Consider the following 17,091-nt stretch of genomic DNA (forward strand, 5'->3'; position numbering starts at 1 on the left):
AACCGGATTGTCGATACGAACCGATCCCAAGTCGTGCCCTTGGGAGGTGTCAAAACCAGTCCGGCATCCCGAACGACAATCTGAGCCCGCCACCGCAACCAAGCGTTCGAGGTGTCGGCAATGCTCTGGTCCGGACGCTGAACATGAATGACTCGCGGTCGGAACACCGGCAGACGACGGTGTTTCCCGCTTCGTTCCGGATATGCCAGATCCCAAGCCGGTCAAGATCGTAGTGCCTCCGTTGCGCCTCGGGCGGATCCAACTCCACAAACTGAATGGCGTTCTGATCGAGATCGGGGCAGATCCAGTGGCGATCAAGCGCATGCGAAATGCCGTAGCGCCGTGACACCCGCCCAGGCGCGTATTCGCGCATGGCTTGCGCGATCGGCATCATGACCGGGTCGGACTTGCCTTGCCTGTTTTGCGCCAAGCGGATCTCTACCTCCGGGAGGTTGAGATCGCTGAACAGGTTTGCTGGCACGAACTCCGGGAGCGGAGAATTGTTGACGAACGGTTCAGGCTCCTCACTTCCCTGTCGCGCCCAGTTTGTCTCCAGTCGCCGCAAGGCCGTCGGCAGGACTTCGGTCAACAGTGGCCGCGGATGATCCCAAAGCACCATCTCAATCTCGGTGCGGTCGAGTTTGAGGGCTTTCTCGAGATGAAGGCTAAAGCGCTCCAGTTCTTCCGCATCGGTCAGAATTGTGCGCACGAGACCGGCCAATTTCATTTGCCGGTCCCGATTGCCATTACCCGGTCGGCACAGGTCACGCCAAACGCTTCCCCATTTTTGGTTGCCCAGACCGATGCTCAGATAATCGAGCGTGGCGTAGACCGCCTGCATACGCTCGACATAGCGGTTCGCGACGGGCAGAGTCCGCGCAGGCACCTCGGGATCGAACATCAGATCGTAGCTCTGATAGGCAAGTCGATCACGGCCATAGTCGGACAGAATGACCACCGTCCAAGGCCGCATGCGCCTTGGACGCCCGGCCCGCCCTTTGCGCTGAAGAAACTGCGCGACATCCTTGGGGGCCTTGTGCTGGATGACCGCGCCGACCAGTGGATCGTTGTAGCCAACCTCGAGGGAAGCCGTTGCCACGATAATGTCTCGCCCATTATCCACGCCCGGGTCCATCGACATGACCCGCCCGATCGACTTGCGATCTTCGGGTTGCAAAGAATGTCCGATGTCGACAGCTGCCTGCCAATCCTGACCATGCAACTTTCGTTGCGGGTTTGCATTGGGCAATCGGAGTGTCGCAAGCCCCCCGTTCGGATGGCGCCTCATGTCGGGACTGCCGTTACTGGCGCGGCCCTCTGCATCGAGCATCGAGAAATACAGGCGATTGATCACGTCAAGGTTGTCTGCAAACATGAAGAGGCGTTCGCCCCATAGGCCCGTGCTGATCCCTTTTGCGTCTATGTGATCGGGCGAATCTAGCATGCGCGACATCAGCATTGCCGATTGGATCGTGGTTGACATCAATGCTGTCCGCGAGACTGGATCGCCTCGCAATGCGAGTAAATATTCCGCGCCCTCGGCGATCATCTCACTCGCGCGAGGCGCGATTTCACGGGTTTGTTGCTCGCTCAGGCCCGTCAGGCGCGCGAAGAACCGCTCTCCGTCTGCAAGCGTTGCAGACAGCCCTACGAAACTCACGGGGCGGTTCAGCAACTTGCGCCAACGTCGCAAGAGATAGGCGACTTGAGCCCCTGACGTTCCGGAGTAGGTATGCACCTCATCGAGCAGCATCATTTCCACGGGTCTCGCGCATCTGTCTCCGAGACCAAAAAGATGGCGCATAGCGCTATCACCGATACGTTGGTTCAGCATCTCGGTGGTGGTGAACAGGATGTCGGGGCATTCCCGGGCCAAACGTTCGCGCGTTAGGATGACCTCATCACTTTCGATCTTGGAGCCGCAGGTATCGCAAACCAGGCGCTCAGTCTTTGCCTTTCGATCCGCATCATGCCAGATCATCTCGCCTTGGCAGTTTTCGCTCGGGCAGCGCAGATAATCACAAGCTACGCCCCCATTGCGAGGACGCCACCCGGTTTGAGACGCGGCCTTTTCAGCATCCTGCGGAGTTGGACCAAAAAAGGTTCCGATCAGGATTTTTCGGCATCCCTTTTCCCGCAAACCGGCATCAAGTTTGCGGGCCTGCGAGTAGACCTCGGCGAATTGGTCTTTCAGCAACTCGTTGCGGGGATAGAGGGCAAGAGCCTTCACCCACTGAAAATCTGACCTGTCGCGTCGGATGTGGGAGGCAATCCGGGAAAGCGATGGCAGATAGAAAGCCAACGTCTTGCCGCTACCGGTTCCAGCGCTGACCAGCGTACCGATCGGGCGATGCTGTGCGAAACCAGCAAGAATGCGCTCGGCTGCGTCGAGTTGAAAGCTTGCCAGTTCAAGGGGATTTCCCTCGTTCGCAATCAAAACCGACAGGGCATCGCGGGCCATCGCGTCTGGCGTGGCATTTTCTAGACGCTGACGAACATCGTGAGCCGAAATGTGTCGCTTCGGGTATCGGCGACGCCGCCATATGAACCGAAAATCGGCAACAAGGGTGGGAGCCATTTGCCAAGCTGTAGGTCCGGCGTGTTGCGGAAACAGTTGCCGAAGACGAAAGAACAGTCGAACCGTTTCGGCCATGCGACTGCGAAAGCGCTCTTCCTCCTCCGTTCCAACGTCAATCAACAATGCCCGTTCGCGAAGTTTTTCGGCTACTTCATGCGCGTCGAAAAAAGTCACCCCGCCGGTGCGTGACACCTCGTCCAACACCGGAACAATTACGTGATACAAGTCGTCCCGAGTGAGAAAACCGTCAACCAATCCCCAGGTCAGGAGGCGCGATTCGTGCTGTTCGATACGATCAAGGCTTTTCAGAATAACCAATTCGTCGCTGTTCATGAGTGATCAGCCGTTTTTATGCAGTAACTGTCTATACTGTTGTTCTCGCGTAGCCAAATAATAACATCTTCCGTGAGTAATGATATTCTTGCGCCCCGCACGGATTGCACCGCCTCAAGAAACACCTTCACGTCAGGCGACACAAAATAATCGAATCTTTGTGAAATTATTTCGAGTTTATTGGCAAGGTCTTTTGCTCTTTGAATGGTTTCGGATGTAGAAGGCGCACTATCAAACTGCGATTTGAAGGCATTGTATGTTTCGCAATAATCCCGAAGGGCGGATTTGTTAGATTCTGTTTTTGCAAGCTTCGCTTCGAGTGCTGCGGGGGTTTCTCCGCCAAAAATATTCACGCGATGGCTCAGCCAGCGTTCTTTCGCGGTTGCGAGCAATTCTTTAGTGGCGTTATCCCCCTCTGAGATAAGGGAAACCCAGAGTTGACCACTCTTCAACGTGCTGGCTTTCGGATTGCCTTCGAAGTCTACCAATAGTGATCTTGCTCTCTTGCGCAGACGCGCGACACTCGCCGGTTCGACAACTTTCAAGCCAGACTGCGATAGGAGTCGTAAGCGATCCAAGTTTGCCAAATACTTCGTCGTCATGGGGGCCAATTGTGCGCGAAGGCCCTCCAGTTCCGAAGCTTCGGCCATATTCGCGCGCAATCCGTGGAGACTCTCGATGCGCGCCTTGAGTTCCGCCGCCTTGGAAGGCAGTGTCTGGCTCATTTCTCCACCTCCTCAATTCCAGCTCCAGCTAGTTCGGACAGATGTCGCGAAATTTCTTGCGCAGGAATTTTGGGATCGATCAATTGGCGGTTTGCCTCCTCTCGCGACGCTGCGATTTCTATGGCTTTAAGAAAACTACCGGTATAGTCGACAAACCCCTTAAAGCGCGCGATCAAGCCAAGGTCGAGTGTTCCCATGGCGTTCAACGCTTTGGGAATTTGATCTTTCTCCGCATTTAGAACTCTTTCCACACTGTCCATCAAGTTCTTGACGGGACTTTGGGCAAACTCAGCAAGTCTGCGCTGGTATTCTGGAAGACCAATTGGAAGGTTAACTTGAAGACCGGTTTCCACTACCTTCGCGCAGATACGCGTCATGTCCGAAACGAATGCGGCCTTGTCGAAATCTTCTCCAAGATCAACCGCGACATTCTCTTTAAACTCCCGTAGTTTTGTGAGTGCGGATGTTAGGCTGTTGCTTAACGTCGTTTCAACGAGTTCGCGAAGAAGTTGTTTGATTTCGGGACCCAATTGGTCCGCCATCTCTGGGGCGACAGAGGTCTCGCAGTTGGCGTCAAGAAGTCGAACGATATCGACCAAGAATGGTTTTTGTCCAGTCCCTTGATAGGCGGCACATCGCTCGACAAGCGCCTCTTGAAGTCGCAACCGTGCCGATTTTCCATTGATCGTTCCAGACATTGCACTTTGCAATTTGTCCCATCTCACATCGAATGACTGAGACTCCCGTGGTTTTGGCATTTCAAGCAAGGCATAAAGCAAATCTTCAGGCTTCGAAATTCTTATCGCCGGCTCAAGTCCAACAACACGGGATTGGACAATCAGAGCGTTGCAGGTCAGGTATAGTTGTTTCGTAGCACTCTGTAATAGGTCAGACTTGATCTGAGAAACAAGATGATCGACCAAAGCTGCGCTGCGGATATAATCCTCATCGGCTTCCGGATAGTTCCAGTTGCGCCCGTTCTCGGCGTATCGGAAAACTGCTAGGAGTCCCGCCCGCAAACTACCATCCGGATCGGACGCATCGTCTGCAATAGGATATTTCGCACTCCCATTTCCGCGTGACTGCGGGATCCCAATCGCCTGATGAGACGTAATCGCCTGAAATGCTGTTGATGATTGACGCAGCCGTAATTCAGGCAGGTCGATCGCATCCAGACACAATGACATCAGATTTTTTCGAAGTTCATTTGATATATCCTGCCTGAGTTCGATCCCATTGGCCCATTCCTCCAACTTCGCCCGAACTTCCGCAATACGCGCACTCTCGGTCTTCGGGGTAACAGGCGTCTCCGTCCGCAATACAGGTCTGACGGTTGAGGCAATCTGCGCGAATGGCTCTGGCTTCGTCCGATCCGAACGCGGCGCCGAAACTCCTAGGTCTTTAGGGGACGGAAGATCAAATGCCGAAAAAACCGCAATGGGGATATCGCCAATCCCCGACGTGTCAGGCGGATTGCCCCCCCAGAGCGTCAGCAGACTCGCCATGCGTCTTGCCTTGTTTTCGGGAAGATGCTGTTGCTTTAGCCAGGCCGCAAGCGATGCGTTGGGCTTGTGCCCCTGAAACTCGGGAGGAAACTCTCTGGCTTCGAATGCAGGCCGCATCAGCAAGATCTCTCGTATGATCTGGTTGATGACGCGGCGCGGGTTGAACTCGAGTTTGTCCGATTGAGCTAGAATGCGTACTGAAAAAGCCTCAATAACCGATCTGTTGAACGGGAAAAGAGGGATCCCTCCTTCGGTTTCCCCGAAGGCCGCGATAGTCTCGCTGTCCTTTTCTGACGCCCCCTCATCTCGCCAGACGGGTAGCCAATCGGTCAGCGATTTCTCGGCGCCACGTTGACGGAACAGGCGATTGAGTTCCTCGGCGCCCCAGCGCGCGGCGTTCAGATACCCTCCGACAAGTTCAATAACCGCCGCCTTGACCTCGTCATCGGATTGGAACTTGCCATCGACGATCCATTCCTGCCGGGCACGTGTCAAAATCGTATCGCGGAACGAAAGATAGCCATCGGTAAGCGCGAGTGCGGTGCGCATGGTCGCACGCACTTTCTTGCCCTCATACTCGCCTTCCTGAATGCTCACTTTCAGCAGCACATCCTGAAGTCCGGCCAAGGCCGCGAAGTCCTCGACCAGGAGCACCAAATCTTTGCCTTCCGAGAACAGGATTTCGCGCACCGAGAGGATGATCTCCTGCAGGGTCACCCCTCCGGTGCTTTGCTCGAGTTGAAAAACGTTGCTGACGGCGGGATCGACCGCGTCGTTGAGCAATTTTAGTGCCGGCTCGAGGCGTTTGGGATCGAAATGCGAGATGTTGCGAAGATAAAAATCTCGCACGCGTTGTGCTGCCCTGTTGATATCAACAGTATCGGGAAGCCGCAGATCGTCCAGTTGGAAGCGCGAAAGTGTATCGGCCGTTTCGACCTCCCCGTTTCGTCCATTCAGCGCACGCGCAACAACCCGCGCGAGGATCGGGTTGAAATGTTCCTCGAGCGCGGCATCAGAGAAGAGTTTCGGCAAGTCACCTGCGAAACCGATCAGTTGTTTATCCTGTATCGAGTTCGAGCCTTGCGTAAAATTCGCCCGCAGTTCCTCGCCCCGGGCTTTCAGCGCATTTTCAAGATGGGCGCGAAAGGTAACCACCGCTGTGGCGATATTGACTTCAGCGACGGCACGGGTCAGGTCTTGCCACGGCTTTGCATATTTTGGATTTCCTTTAAGCGGTTCGAGGATCAACTCGACTACGGTGCGCAAACTGGCGCTCTTGGGAATTCGGATGATGTGATAACGGTCGCGCTTTTCAGATCTTTGCAATTGCGCATCTAGCCACCTGATGACATGCGACTTGCCGGCACCGGAAACCCCGGTAATCGGCATGAGCACATAGCCCCCCGGCACATTATCGGTGGTGAAGGCGTCGAGGATATCCTGCTCAGTCACGCGTTCGGTGGTCGCGCTGCCTTCCGCGCGCCGCAAAATTCGCATCGGTTGGTGCGCGGCGAGAAGCACGGCATCTTCGGCCGTCTCAGCTTCATTCTTGATGCAGCTGTTCACCGCATTGGCATCGGGCCAGTACTGGATGACCATCACTTCTCTCCCGACCGCTGCAAACGGCGCACATGCGTCATGCGCCCCCATTCTCGCTGCCCGGTACCGAGCAGAGTCACCCCATCCTCAGTATCGCTGCGCTGCTCAAGGGCAATCTTGTTTTCATAAGCAAGGCGTTTTATCGCGCGCGAGAGCGAGGTCGACAGGTGCTTGGCGGGCGGCTTTTTCCAACTCGAGTCTCGCAGGGCTTCTTCGATCTCCTTGCGGTAGGCGCCCCCGTCTAGAACCGGCAAGACCTCTGCCGCGCGTCCCACAAAATCGCTGGCTGTCATGGTTTCTGACGCGAATATGTCATCGAGACTTTCAGCGAGCGCGACCGTCGGATCGATCACGATTTTCGCTCCGGACCGGGCAAACCCAAGATAAGCGCCCCACACACGCGCACCATTCCAACGGGTATCGTTTTGGAACATCCGCTTCCCCTCGTCCAGGATCTGAGCGCTCTCCAACTCGTTGATGGGTCGATGCGAACTCGTGTCGAGGCTGTAGACATCCTGCGCCAAGAGCCAGGCAAGCGCCCGGCTGAAGTCGGCAGATTTGTTCTCTTCTGACTCCCAAAAACGTGCATTGTTCCGCTGGGCCAGGACAATGCCGCGCAATATCTTTGGCAACTTCGCCTCGGCTAGATCGGGGTCGTTCCCAAGTAGCCCTCGATAAGGCTCATCGATCGCGATGCTCTCGACGTCTCGGGCGAAAAGACCCAACTCACTCCATCGCGTGATCGACGTATTCGCGGAAGCCCCCTCGATCTGCTCGTATTTCGCTCCGCAAGATGCGAGCAGATCTTCCCGGGGCTTTGGGCCGAAACGGATCAAGGCGCGTACGAGGATGATCAGGACATTGAAGCGCCCGTCACTGGCCATATTCAAAATGCTCATGCTCGGTATCCTGCTCTGAATTGGTCCCAGGTAAGAAGATTGCTGCCTGTGTCGACAAGCTTGCGCGCCGGATGGAACGGGTCGGGCACAGACGGAGGCGTGACGATCACGTGCAAGGGTCGTTCAAGCATCATGAGCACGTCTGTGCAGGTTTCCTCATCCACGATCGAGGCTCGTGCCATTTGGTACTCCGCAAACCCCGAGACCCGTTCTTCCTCCAGAGATTGCACGAGCAAAAGCCTGCCCGAGACTTTTTGGTGCAGTGTCGCAATGCCGGGCAACTTGCCCAAGGCGTTTGGCAGCGCGATTTCCCTGATACCGAAATTCGAGACCAGCGCGGAAAGTGCCTCGAAGGCCTGCGTTGTTCCACTGCCTTGCGGCAAGGCAAGGATGATTGGGGAGGACGTCGATACCTGAGGAAAAGCGGTGGCAAAGGCCGAGTGATCGACGGTTTCGACTCGTCGGATCCCAAACGCCGGAGGAGCGCTGTAACGAATATCGTCATTGCGCATGCGACGCCCGGCCGGGCAACCGCCGCAGGCGCGCGAGACCAAGATCATTCGCCCCGCTTCACGATTGGTGTAGAGTTCCTGCAGCAAATCGGCAACGTCTCGCGTTCCGCTCAAAAGTCGATCGAGCAATCGCCCGCCAGTTTGCGAGGCATGGAATGCTCTTGCTCGCTCATGAGAAATTCTGTCATCGAAGAATCCTTGATTGCGCGAACCCGTTTCGATGATGCGCACGACGGTTTGTTCGAAGTATTGCGACCAATACGCTTGCGTCCGCTTTTCAAAGGCCAGTTCAGTCTCGCCATCCTGCCGCACTAAGGTCTCAGGCGGTTGCGACTCCATTTCGATCATTCCAGCACGAGCCATCATGATCAAAGTGCGCATGTTCCATGCGATGTTGTAGTCGTTTTGCTGGCGCGCGTGGGCGGGGACGACGTTCAGATCGAGGCTCAGCAACAGACCGAGTGCATCGAGCCTCTTCGCAGAGGCCGCCATCGCATCCCATCGTGCAAAACCCAACTCATTGCTGATCAGCGCGGGAGCAGACAAGCTGTTCGCAATGTCGCGATCCTGGTCAGAATAGATCAAAAGGGAAGCTGAGGTCTTCCCATCTCGCCCGCCGCGACCGACCTCCTGATAAAACCGGTCGATCGTCTCGGGAACCGTTGCATGAATAACTGTCCTGACATCGCGCTTGTCGATGCCGACCCCGAAGGCCGAAGTGGCGACGACAATATCGAGATCGTTTTCCGCCCATTGATCGATGATATGGCCCCGCTCATCGTCGGGGGTATTCCCATGAAAACAGGCCGTGCGGACGAAACCGGCACTTCGTAGGCGCTTGTGCCAGGACTGCGCATCATCGCGTTTGGTGACATACAAGATGACCGGTCGCGGTGCCTGCCGGATCGCCTCCAGAACTTTGTTGACCTTCGCGGAAGGATCGTTTTCCTGATGGATCCAGTATTGGGGCTCAGGTCGCAGATGCATCGACGCCGTCATCTGGACCTTTCGAGACGGCCCGAAAAGCGTGTCGAAGGTTGCAATGGTTTCGGGCGTCAGCGTCGCCGACATCAACACGGTACGAAATGGCCGCCCTTCTGCGCGCGCGAGAAGTCCGCGCCGAACGCCAGCAAGCATCTGGAAGGCGGGGCGAAAACCGTCGCCCCATTGGCTCAATAGATGCGCCTCGTCGACGACGAGATAGCCCAGCAATCCCGCTTCGGCTGCGTCATAGAGGGCGGGCAGCAACGCACCGGTGAAACTTTCGGGCGAACAATAAAGGATCCCTTGCGTGCCTTGGCGGATCGCGGTTTTCACGGCCTGTCGTTGCTCCGGACTCAGCCCGGCATGCCACGCGAGGAGTGGAACTTCCTTGCGCGGGAAGCGTCGTTTCAGCATCTTGCTCGTCTGTCGCGCCTGATCGAGAGCCAGCGCCGTGGTCGGAACGATGCAGATCGTCGCCGGCCCCTCGACGCCCCGCACCAGGATGGGGGCCTGGGCGACGAAACTCTTGCCCGAACCGGTGGGCAACTCGACGATCAGTGTTTCGCCGGCAGGTAGTAGAAACGCACTACGAACCGCTTCACGCTGTCCTGGCGAAGTGAAAAACTCAAACCCTGCGGCCTCTTCCAGGAAGGGATCAATGCGGCAGCGATGATCGATGCGGACGTTGCGTTCCGCAAAGGCGTCTTCAAAAAGCGGGGTATCGGGTTCCGATAGCCAGTCGGGTGACCACGGCAAGGCTTCGATCAGATAATAATCTGTACCCACTTCCTGCGCACGCACTCCAAACAGCGCCCAGTGATCGCGCGTAGGCCAGCCCTTCGATCGGGGGAGTCGCAGACGCGCAGGTACGCCCGATTGAAGCGACTGCCTGCGCAGGACATGGCGCAGAAGCGACATCAGATCGCTTCCGACGATCGCGCGCGGGATCACTCTTTGCTCAAGCAGTATCTTGTGGACACGTTCGAAAACACCGTCAATACCTGCATTGGGAAGGGGACGTTCAGGCCAGTCCGCCAAAACGTCCTGCAGCGTGCCGAAATCCAAACCGTTCATCAGGCCTTCCCGTCAACAATGGCAGATGCGCGCAGGCTGCCAGTGAGAAAACTGGCAGTAATCGCATCAAGACGGATGGCGGGTTTCAAGATGCCTTGAGTGAGAGCCTCGGCGATGTCCCGCTCCAGTCTCCAATCTTGCTCGTCCGAGGCCAGATTTCTACGATCGACACGCGCTCGAAGTTGCCCCAAGCGACCTTGGTTAACGCTCACGGCCCGTTGCTCCGCATCTCGCAAACGCTCAATAAAGGCCGGTAGATTTCGCAACTCGGCCTCCGCTCTTGCGCGTGCATTTCGGCAGACCGTCCGCCAATCAGCCACTTGACCAAGGCGTAATCTGTCAAGGTAACGCCAGCGCTCGGAATTAAGGTTGTAGTCACGACCTCCCTGACCGGTCGCATCAGGACGATAGGCCTGATCGAGTTTTCCGAGAAGCGCAGGATCGGTAACCTGCGCGAGGTCCTGATCGAGCCAGATGCTTTCATGGAACGGAGGCAATGCCATATCTCCGCGGCGGCTCAGGGCGGCCTTTGCGGCCTTCGTCAAGCGCCTTGCGCGTGATAGAACTTCTATCGCATCCGCAAGATCTGGTTCGACGACGAAATCGAAGCGAAAGAACAAATCTGCAAGCGTTTCTGCCTGATGCCCGGGAAAGTAGCGCCACAGCGCCGTTGAGCGGCCGCGCTCATCCAATTGGGAAAAACGCCACATGCCATCCGTGAATGTTTCCCCGTAGCGCAGGAGGCGCGTCTTCAGCACCCGCGCATCTTGCTTCAAGGCGATCCTGCGCGAAAAGGTCACCGGATAGGTCCGGACCAACGGCTGACGTCGCGACGGTTCGGAGTGCTCGATCGCTTTCTCGCAATCCCGAAAGAATGCTTCGAGCGGGATCAGCGTGTGGCGCCCGTCCGTGACATATCGATAAGAAAACGGCGCCTTGTCGCTGCCGTTGGAGGTGCGCTCACCCTGTAGCGCAGCACGTTCGAACATCAGGCATGTCTCGACCCATCCCGAGACTGCTGACTCGATCGTATCACCCGCCCCCTCAATGTCGCAAATCGCGTCGACGATGTCAGAAGGGGGCTCCCCAAGCGCGTCCAGCGCATCTTGTTGATCTATAGCGGCGACTTCGCGTTCGATCCGACCTGCTTCCCCCTGATTGGCCGCAATCAGATCGGTTATCGCTTCCGGTCCCTCGACAAAAAACGTCTGCTCCAGGTGCCGAACCATATCTTCTACGACATATTGCAAACTGGCGATTGATCGGTCGAAAACCTGCAAGGCCTCGTTCAAGAACCGCGCCCATTCAACCTCGTACGCATTGTTTGCACAGACGATAGCAATCGATTTGACAGCTTTCCCCGACCCGTAGCGATCAACGCGCCCCAGCCTTTGTTCGATGCGGTTGGGACTGAAGGGCAGATCGTAATGAACCACGATCTTCTCCCCGCCCTGCAGGTTCAACCCCTCCTCCGCGCGATGGTCACAGACAAGGATCGGGCGAGTTGAATCGTGGTTGAACGCTTGCCATTCCTCGCAATCGGGGGCGTGGCGATCAACGGTCACCTCAAGGCTGGCCGAAAGCGCGGCCGCAAGCTTGTCGGCTGTGAGTTCGTCGGAACAGAAGACAACGAACTGCCGCTTTGGCCTTTGCAGAGGACGAAGAGTTTCGGCAAGCGCATGGAACCGGTCCGTGATCCTCTCATCGTCCCCGAGCAATGTTGGCAAGGTTGCCAGGGCCGCCATATCGCCGGCAACGGATAACGCCGAGATCCGCTCGCTGTCTTCTGCTCCGGGATCGGCCCAAGCTTGCGTCCGGCTCAGCAGACCGGCAAACGCCTCCGACGAAGCCTCGTTTTGCAATCGCAACGTCGCTTCGCTGCGCCAAGCTTCGATAACTTCGAACAACCTCCCCGAAACGTGGCTGTGGTAATTACAGATTTCCAACCCGGCGCGCTCGGGCGTCAAACCGCCCACATTGCGCCGCCGATGTCGCAAAATACGGCGATGCAACCTGTAGACTTCGCTGATATGTGCCCGCACCCGATTGATCGCCTCGATCAACTCCGGATCCGTTTCCTCCGGCATATTGACCGAGATATCGCGAAGAGCATCGACATGGTTCTGCAAAAGGGAATCATCAGGGAAATGATCGGCCAACTGATCGAGCGCGTGATCGAGATAGAGCACGTTTTCCGGCGCGAGTTCCGCCACGATCTGCGCAAGAACTTGCCTGCTCGCGATGCGGTGCCGAAAACCCACCTCGTCGTCGAGAGGATAGGTGTCCGGATCGAGAATGTGCAGCATCTCCAGAAAGCCGCGCTCGTTATGCAGCGCAGGCGTCGCAGACATTAGAATGACCCGCTCGATGCCGGGCGCGGCAGCAGCGATGGAAGCATAAAGATCGCGATCGCAATCATTATGCCCCCCGGTCAGATGATGCGCTTCGTCGATGACGAGCATGTTGGCGTGCCTCAGGTGACGCCGTATCGTCGCATGATCCGTAAGGGCGACGACGTGAACCGTTTCATCGAGTTCCGAGCCCAAGAAGAATTTTTCGTCAAGTTCATGTCGCCACTGCTGAACAAGAGCCGCCGGCACGATGATCAGCGCACGGGTCCGCCCCCCAAGGTCGAGCACGCATTGGCGGATCAGGATTCCCGCCTCGATCGTCTTGCCGAGACCGACCTCGTCGGCGAGCATGTAGCGCTGCACCGGATCTTGCAGGATCCGGCGCACCACTTCCACCTGATGGGACTCGAAATCGATCGCCGACGAGATCAGCGCGGACATCCCCATGGTCACCCCGCGTTGCGAGATGATCGACTCGACAAAGGCGCGTCGTCCGTCTGAAAAGCGCGGCGTTTCGGTGAATTTCTCGGCAAGAAAGTCGGTGGGATCAGAAATCGGTAAGTTGCAGCGGACATAAGCCTCCTCGAGGCCCAAATCGCGATCCGACTTGTTGGGAAACCGGCAGCGATACTCTTCGCCCACGACCTCGATCAGGCGCCCGACCTCCCAAGCTCCGGTCTCGGCGTTGAAATGATAAACGCGGGTCTGGGACGGAAGGTCAACTTTACGAAGATCGGCACTGCAGACCTCCCGCAAGAGCGCATCCGCCCCTGGAGCAACGAAGTATTCGACAGCGCAGGAGGAGCCTTGTTGGGCGATCAACTTGCCAATTCCTAACCCTTGGCAACCGCCCGCGTGAGCTTCTACAAACACCTTGCTCCCCTCTTAATTCATTCCAATTCATCATGTCGGCGGCGTCATGGTCGTGTCCGAATGTCGGCAACGCAATGCAACTACTTTCTGCGGCGTGCAGCTTGACGACTGCCTCAAGCCCCCCGCACCCAAGAGGCGATGCTTGCAGTCTGAAGCAACAGTCGTTTCCTCTCAATCGGATAACATGCCCCAAACGTGAGTGCGTCGATTATTCCTTCGGTGGTTGTGTCCGTCAAGCTGGTGTAAATTCTTGGGTGGCCTGAGGTCATGGTCAGGCGGCCTTGGTTGTGATGCTGAGAATGGGGTCGATCTCCTCTTTGTCGATCTGGGCGAAGGCCTCGACCATCATGTAACGGCTTGAGGTCTGCCAATCGTCGTTGGCCTTGACCTGCCCCCCGGTCGTCCCTCGTTCATAACGAGAGTCCTTTGGGTTGATAGTGGTCGGTTTCGGGTTGGGCAAGCGCGCCGGGCGCGGAGCCCTCAGATTGCTCAAGCACCCGGCGTGCTTCTGCCGGTGTTTGATTGCCCAGCGAGGAATGCGGCCTGACGTGGTTGTAGTCGTAGCGCCACAGGGCCAAGGCGCGGCGGGCATCGGCGAGGCTGTCGAAGATCTCCTCGTTGAGGCATTCGTCGCGCAGGCTGCCGTTGAAACTCTCGATGAAGCCGTTCTGCTGTGGCTTGCCGGGGTCGATGTAGTGCCACTCCACCTTGTTGGCGCTGGCCCATCTCAGGATGGCCTTGCTGGTGAACTCGGTGCCATAGCATGTTGGGAATGACGCGCCGTTGAAGGTTATGGCCGCCTGCGCAGCCTCCAAAGTTGCACAGCAGGCGGCCATAACCGGGTCTCGGGTCTCTATGGTGGTTTTGCGAACCACACCACATAGGAGACCGGCTATGGCCAAGGTTGAGCATACTTCGGATGCCCGTGTTCTGGTAGGCATCGACATTTCCAAGCACCGGCACGAGGTGCTGATTGCCGTTCCGGGCAAGACGCGGCGACGGCGCCTGACGATCACGAACAGCACCGATGACTTCATGCGCCTGATCGCGATCTTGCGGGAATACGGCCTGCCTGTCCGGATCGGCTTTGAAGCGACTGGCAACTATCATCGGGTGCTGATGTATCATCTTGGCGTCGCCGGGTTCGATCTGAAGCTGGTGTCGTCGGTCGCCCTAGCCCGCACGCGGGAGGCCCTACACAACAGCTGGGACAAGAACGATCCGAAGGACGCCCAAGTCATCTTGCACATGCTGCAGATCGGCGCGGTGCAGATCTTTCAGGACCCGATGATGGCCGGCACGAACGACATTCAGGAATTGTCCAAGACACATGATGCTGTGTCGCGGGCCAAGACCGAGCTGTGGCACCGGATTCTGACACATTACCTGCCTCTCTACTTTCCAGAAGCCGATCGTTTCCATCGCAGTTCGCGCACCGATTGGTTCCTGGCGTTCCTCGAGATGTTCCCCTCTCCGCACATGATATCGGCGTTGACCAAGGAGAATTTCATCCAAGCGGCATGGGAGGTGGTCGGACGTAAAGTCGAGAAGTCTCTCCTGTTGTCAGATATTTACGAGACTGCAAAGGCATTTGCTGGTTTACCTGTCACGCCGGATTCAGACGCCATCCAGATGTTCCGCATGATGTTAGCTGAAGGGCGGAACCTGATCCGGCAACGCAATGCCATCGAAGATCGGGCGGTCGAACTGCTGGGCGATCGGGCCGATTATCAACTGCTGCGCACCATCCCCGGCATCGGGCCGATCAATGCTCTGACCATTCTGGCCGAGACCGGCGACCTGCGCAGGTTCCATCATCACCGTCAGTTTCTCAAGTTCTGCGGCATGGATCTGGCAACCGTCCAGTCCGGCATGTTCCGCGGCCGCAGCAAGATCTCCAAATATGGCAACGCTCGCCTGCGCCGCACATTGTGGCTCGCAGGGCAGACCGCAGTCTTGAAGAAGGCGAACAGCTTCCGGGACAAATTCGAACGTTGCATCGCTCAAGATCGCCACAACCCGGATTTGCGCCGCAAGGCCTACACTGCCATCGCCGCAAAGATGGCCCGCACCATTCACGCCGTGATCAAATCCGGCGAACCCTATCGTCCCTTCTTCGAGGGGACGAGCCCAGGCGGAAGGACCCCTCTCTGTAGAGCCGTGGAGGCAGCTTCCTGACCTCGTAGATAATGTTTGGGCCTTCCGCTTGGGATTTCGGATCTCGTCTTAGGGACGGGGAGGGCGGCATCGTGGCCGACCCTGTATTTGCTATGGGAGAGACCACTTCTTGACGGCGGAGCCCGCCTGGGCAACTATCTTAAAGGCATCCGGTCGCTCGGATGCCCTGTGATCTGACGCCCAAAACGTCAAATCATTCCCAAGCTAGGACGTTGTCAGAAACGATACAGGCGGGTTTTCCATAGATCCGGACCAGGGCGTCCAATTCCCGCGCGACCCGTGCGCCGGAGATGCTGGTGTCGGCAATCAAGCCAAGGTTTTCGCGGCAGCAATCATCGTTCACCGCCAGAATGCGGAACTTTCGGCAGGCCCCGAACGTGTCCGACAGAAAGTCCAGCGACCAACGCTGGTTCGGCCGCAGCGGCACCGGCATTGGCGTCCGGCTGCCACGTGCCCGTTTACGGCCACGACGGCGCCGCACCGACAGGCCTTCTTCCCGGTAAATCCGGTAGAGCTTCTTTTCGTTCATGATCATGCCCTTGCGCTCGAGCAGGATGCCGACGCGCCGATAGCCAAAGCGACGGCGCTTCTCGACGATCTCGTGCATCGCCTTACGGATTTCCGGGTTATCGGGCGGCCTCTTTCGCCGCACCGTCTTCGGATCGACACCGATCAGGACGCAGGCCCGGCGCTGAGCGATCGGATGATCCTTCATCGCCCGCAACACCGCGTCCCGCCGCGCCATCGGCGTCGTCAAGGCTTTCCCAGCAGATCCTTCAGCACGACATTGTCCAGCATGACATCGGCCACGAGGCGCTTCAGCTTCGCGTTCTCGGCCTCAAGCTGCTTGAGCCGATTGGCATCCGAAAGGTCCATCCCGCCATACTTGGCCTTCAGCTTGTAGAACGTTGCAGGGCTCAAACCGTGTTTCCGGCAAAGCTCCGATGTCGGCAAACCTGCCTCCTGCTCTTTGATCATCCCGATAATCTGCGCCTCGGTGAAACGGCTTTTCCTCATCTCGTCTGCTCCTTCAGGTTGAGCAGACTCTACATCAAGGCGAGGGAACTTCCGGGGGGCAGGTCAAGAAGACGAAAATCGAATGCGCTCGTAAGTTCTTCGACGAGATCGGCACACGTATTTCAGCGGATCAGGTGAAATACGATGTGGTGACCGACTACGGCAAGTTGATGGATTTAGTCGGGGGTGCGGCGTGATGAAATGTCGCTCGGACAACATATCCGGGCGCGACGGCGGCCCGAACGGCAACCGCGTTGCTCAGATCATGATGTCGACGCTCCAAGCCAGGGCACTCTGCCGTAACAGGCTCGAAGAAGTACGCAAAACGGTTCCCGATGACGTTGCCCCCTCCAGCTAATCCAGTTTGAGTTAGACTCTGGCCCAACCGAAAGGACCAGAGATGAAGCGCAGCAGGTTCACCGAAGACCAGATCATTGGCATTTTGAAGGAGCATGAGGCCGGT

Annotated in this window: 7 protein-coding genes and 2 pseudogenes; 1 reads left to right on the top strand and 8 read right to left on the bottom strand. The window is 57.2% G+C overall.

What is annotated here, in order from left to right:
• Positions 1-49: 49 nt before the first annotated feature.
• The 7 genes and pseudogenes from dpdJ to GV832_RS18930 form a co-directional block, all read right to left on the bottom strand.
• Positions 50-2,911, bottom strand: a complete 2,862-nt coding sequence (gene dpdJ / locus GV832_RS18900) for a protein DpdJ (protein WP_168776448.1) — start codon at positions 2,909-2,911, stop codon at positions 50-52.
• Entirely contained in the window at positions 2,908-3,636 is a 729-nt protein-coding gene (locus tag GV832_RS18905; RefSeq protein ID WP_168776449.1) for a hypothetical protein, read from the bottom strand. The genes dpdJ and GV832_RS18905 overlap by 4 nt, the downstream gene beginning before the upstream one ends.
• Entirely contained in the window at positions 3,633-6,740 is a 3,108-nt protein-coding gene (gene dpdH, locus GV832_RS18910; RefSeq protein WP_168776450.1) for a protein DpdH, read from the bottom strand. Before dpdH ends, GV832_RS18905 begins: the two co-directional genes overlap by 4 nt.
• Complete coding sequence (dpdG, locus tag GV832_RS18915) at positions 6,740-7,639, bottom strand: protein DpdG (protein ID WP_168776451.1); 900 nt, start codon at positions 7,637-7,639, stop codon at positions 6,740-6,742. Before dpdG ends, dpdH begins: the two co-directional genes overlap by 1 nt.
• Entirely contained in the window at positions 7,636-10,209 is a 2,574-nt protein-coding gene (dpdF, locus tag GV832_RS18920) for a protein DpdF (protein ID WP_168776452.1), read from the bottom strand. Before dpdF ends, dpdG begins: the two co-directional genes overlap by 4 nt.
• The gene (gene dpdE / locus GV832_RS18925) at positions 10,209-13,433 is read right to left on the bottom strand and encodes a protein DpdE (RefSeq protein ID WP_168776453.1); all 3,225 of its coding nucleotides are present in this window, start codon (positions 13,431-13,433) and stop codon (positions 10,209-10,211) included. The genes dpdF and dpdE overlap by 1 nt, the downstream gene beginning before the upstream one ends.
• A 410-nt stretch (positions 13,434-13,843) precedes the next feature.
• Positions 13,844-14,191, bottom strand: a pseudogene (locus GV832_RS18930) (integrase core domain-containing protein); the annotation flags it as partial.
• 136 nt (positions 14,192-14,327) lie between these two features.
• Between GV832_RS18930 and GV832_RS18935 the strand changes: the two are divergent.
• Positions 14,328-15,611 (top strand): IS110 family RNA-guided transposase, encoded by a 1,284-nt coding sequence (locus GV832_RS18935; protein ID WP_168776454.1) that lies wholly within the window; start codon positions 14,328-14,330, stop codon positions 15,609-15,611.
• A 211-nt stretch (positions 15,612-15,822) separates the two neighbouring features.
• Here the strand turns inward: GV832_RS18935 and GV832_RS18940 are convergent.
• Positions 15,823-16,628 (bottom strand): annotated as a pseudogene (locus GV832_RS18940) (IS3 family transposase); the annotation flags it as partial.
• Positions 16,629-17,091: the final 463 nt, after the last annotated feature.

This window comes from Stagnihabitans tardus, assembly GCF_009925085.1.
Taxonomy (GTDB): Bacteria; Pseudomonadota; Alphaproteobacteria; order Rhodobacterales; family Rhodobacteraceae; genus Stagnihabitans; species Stagnihabitans tardus.

What these genes read in the sequence shown, in the direction of transcription:
- dpdJ (WP_168776448.1), bottom strand. Translation starts at nt 2,911, where the DNA reads ATGAACAGCGACGAATTGGTTATTCTGAAAAGCCTTGATCGTATCGAA.
- GV832_RS18905 (WP_168776449.1), bottom strand. Translation starts at nt 3,636, where the DNA reads ATGAGCCAGACACTGCCTTCCAAGGCGGCGGAACTCAAGGCGCGCATC.
- dpdH (WP_168776450.1), bottom strand. Translation starts at nt 6,740, where the DNA reads ATGGTCATCCAGTACTGGCCCGATGCCAATGCGGTGAACAGCTGCATC.
- dpdG (WP_168776451.1), bottom strand. Translation starts at nt 7,639, where the DNA reads ATGAGCATTTTGAATATGGCCAGTGACGGGCGCTTCAATGTCCTGATC.
- dpdF (WP_168776452.1), bottom strand. Translation starts at nt 10,209, where the DNA reads ATGAACGGTTTGGATTTCGGCACGCTGCAGGACGTTTTGGCGGACTGG.
- GV832_RS18935 (WP_168776454.1), top strand. Translation starts at nt 14,328, where the DNA reads ATGGCCAAGGTTGAGCATACTTCGGATGCCCGTGTTCTGGTAGGCATC.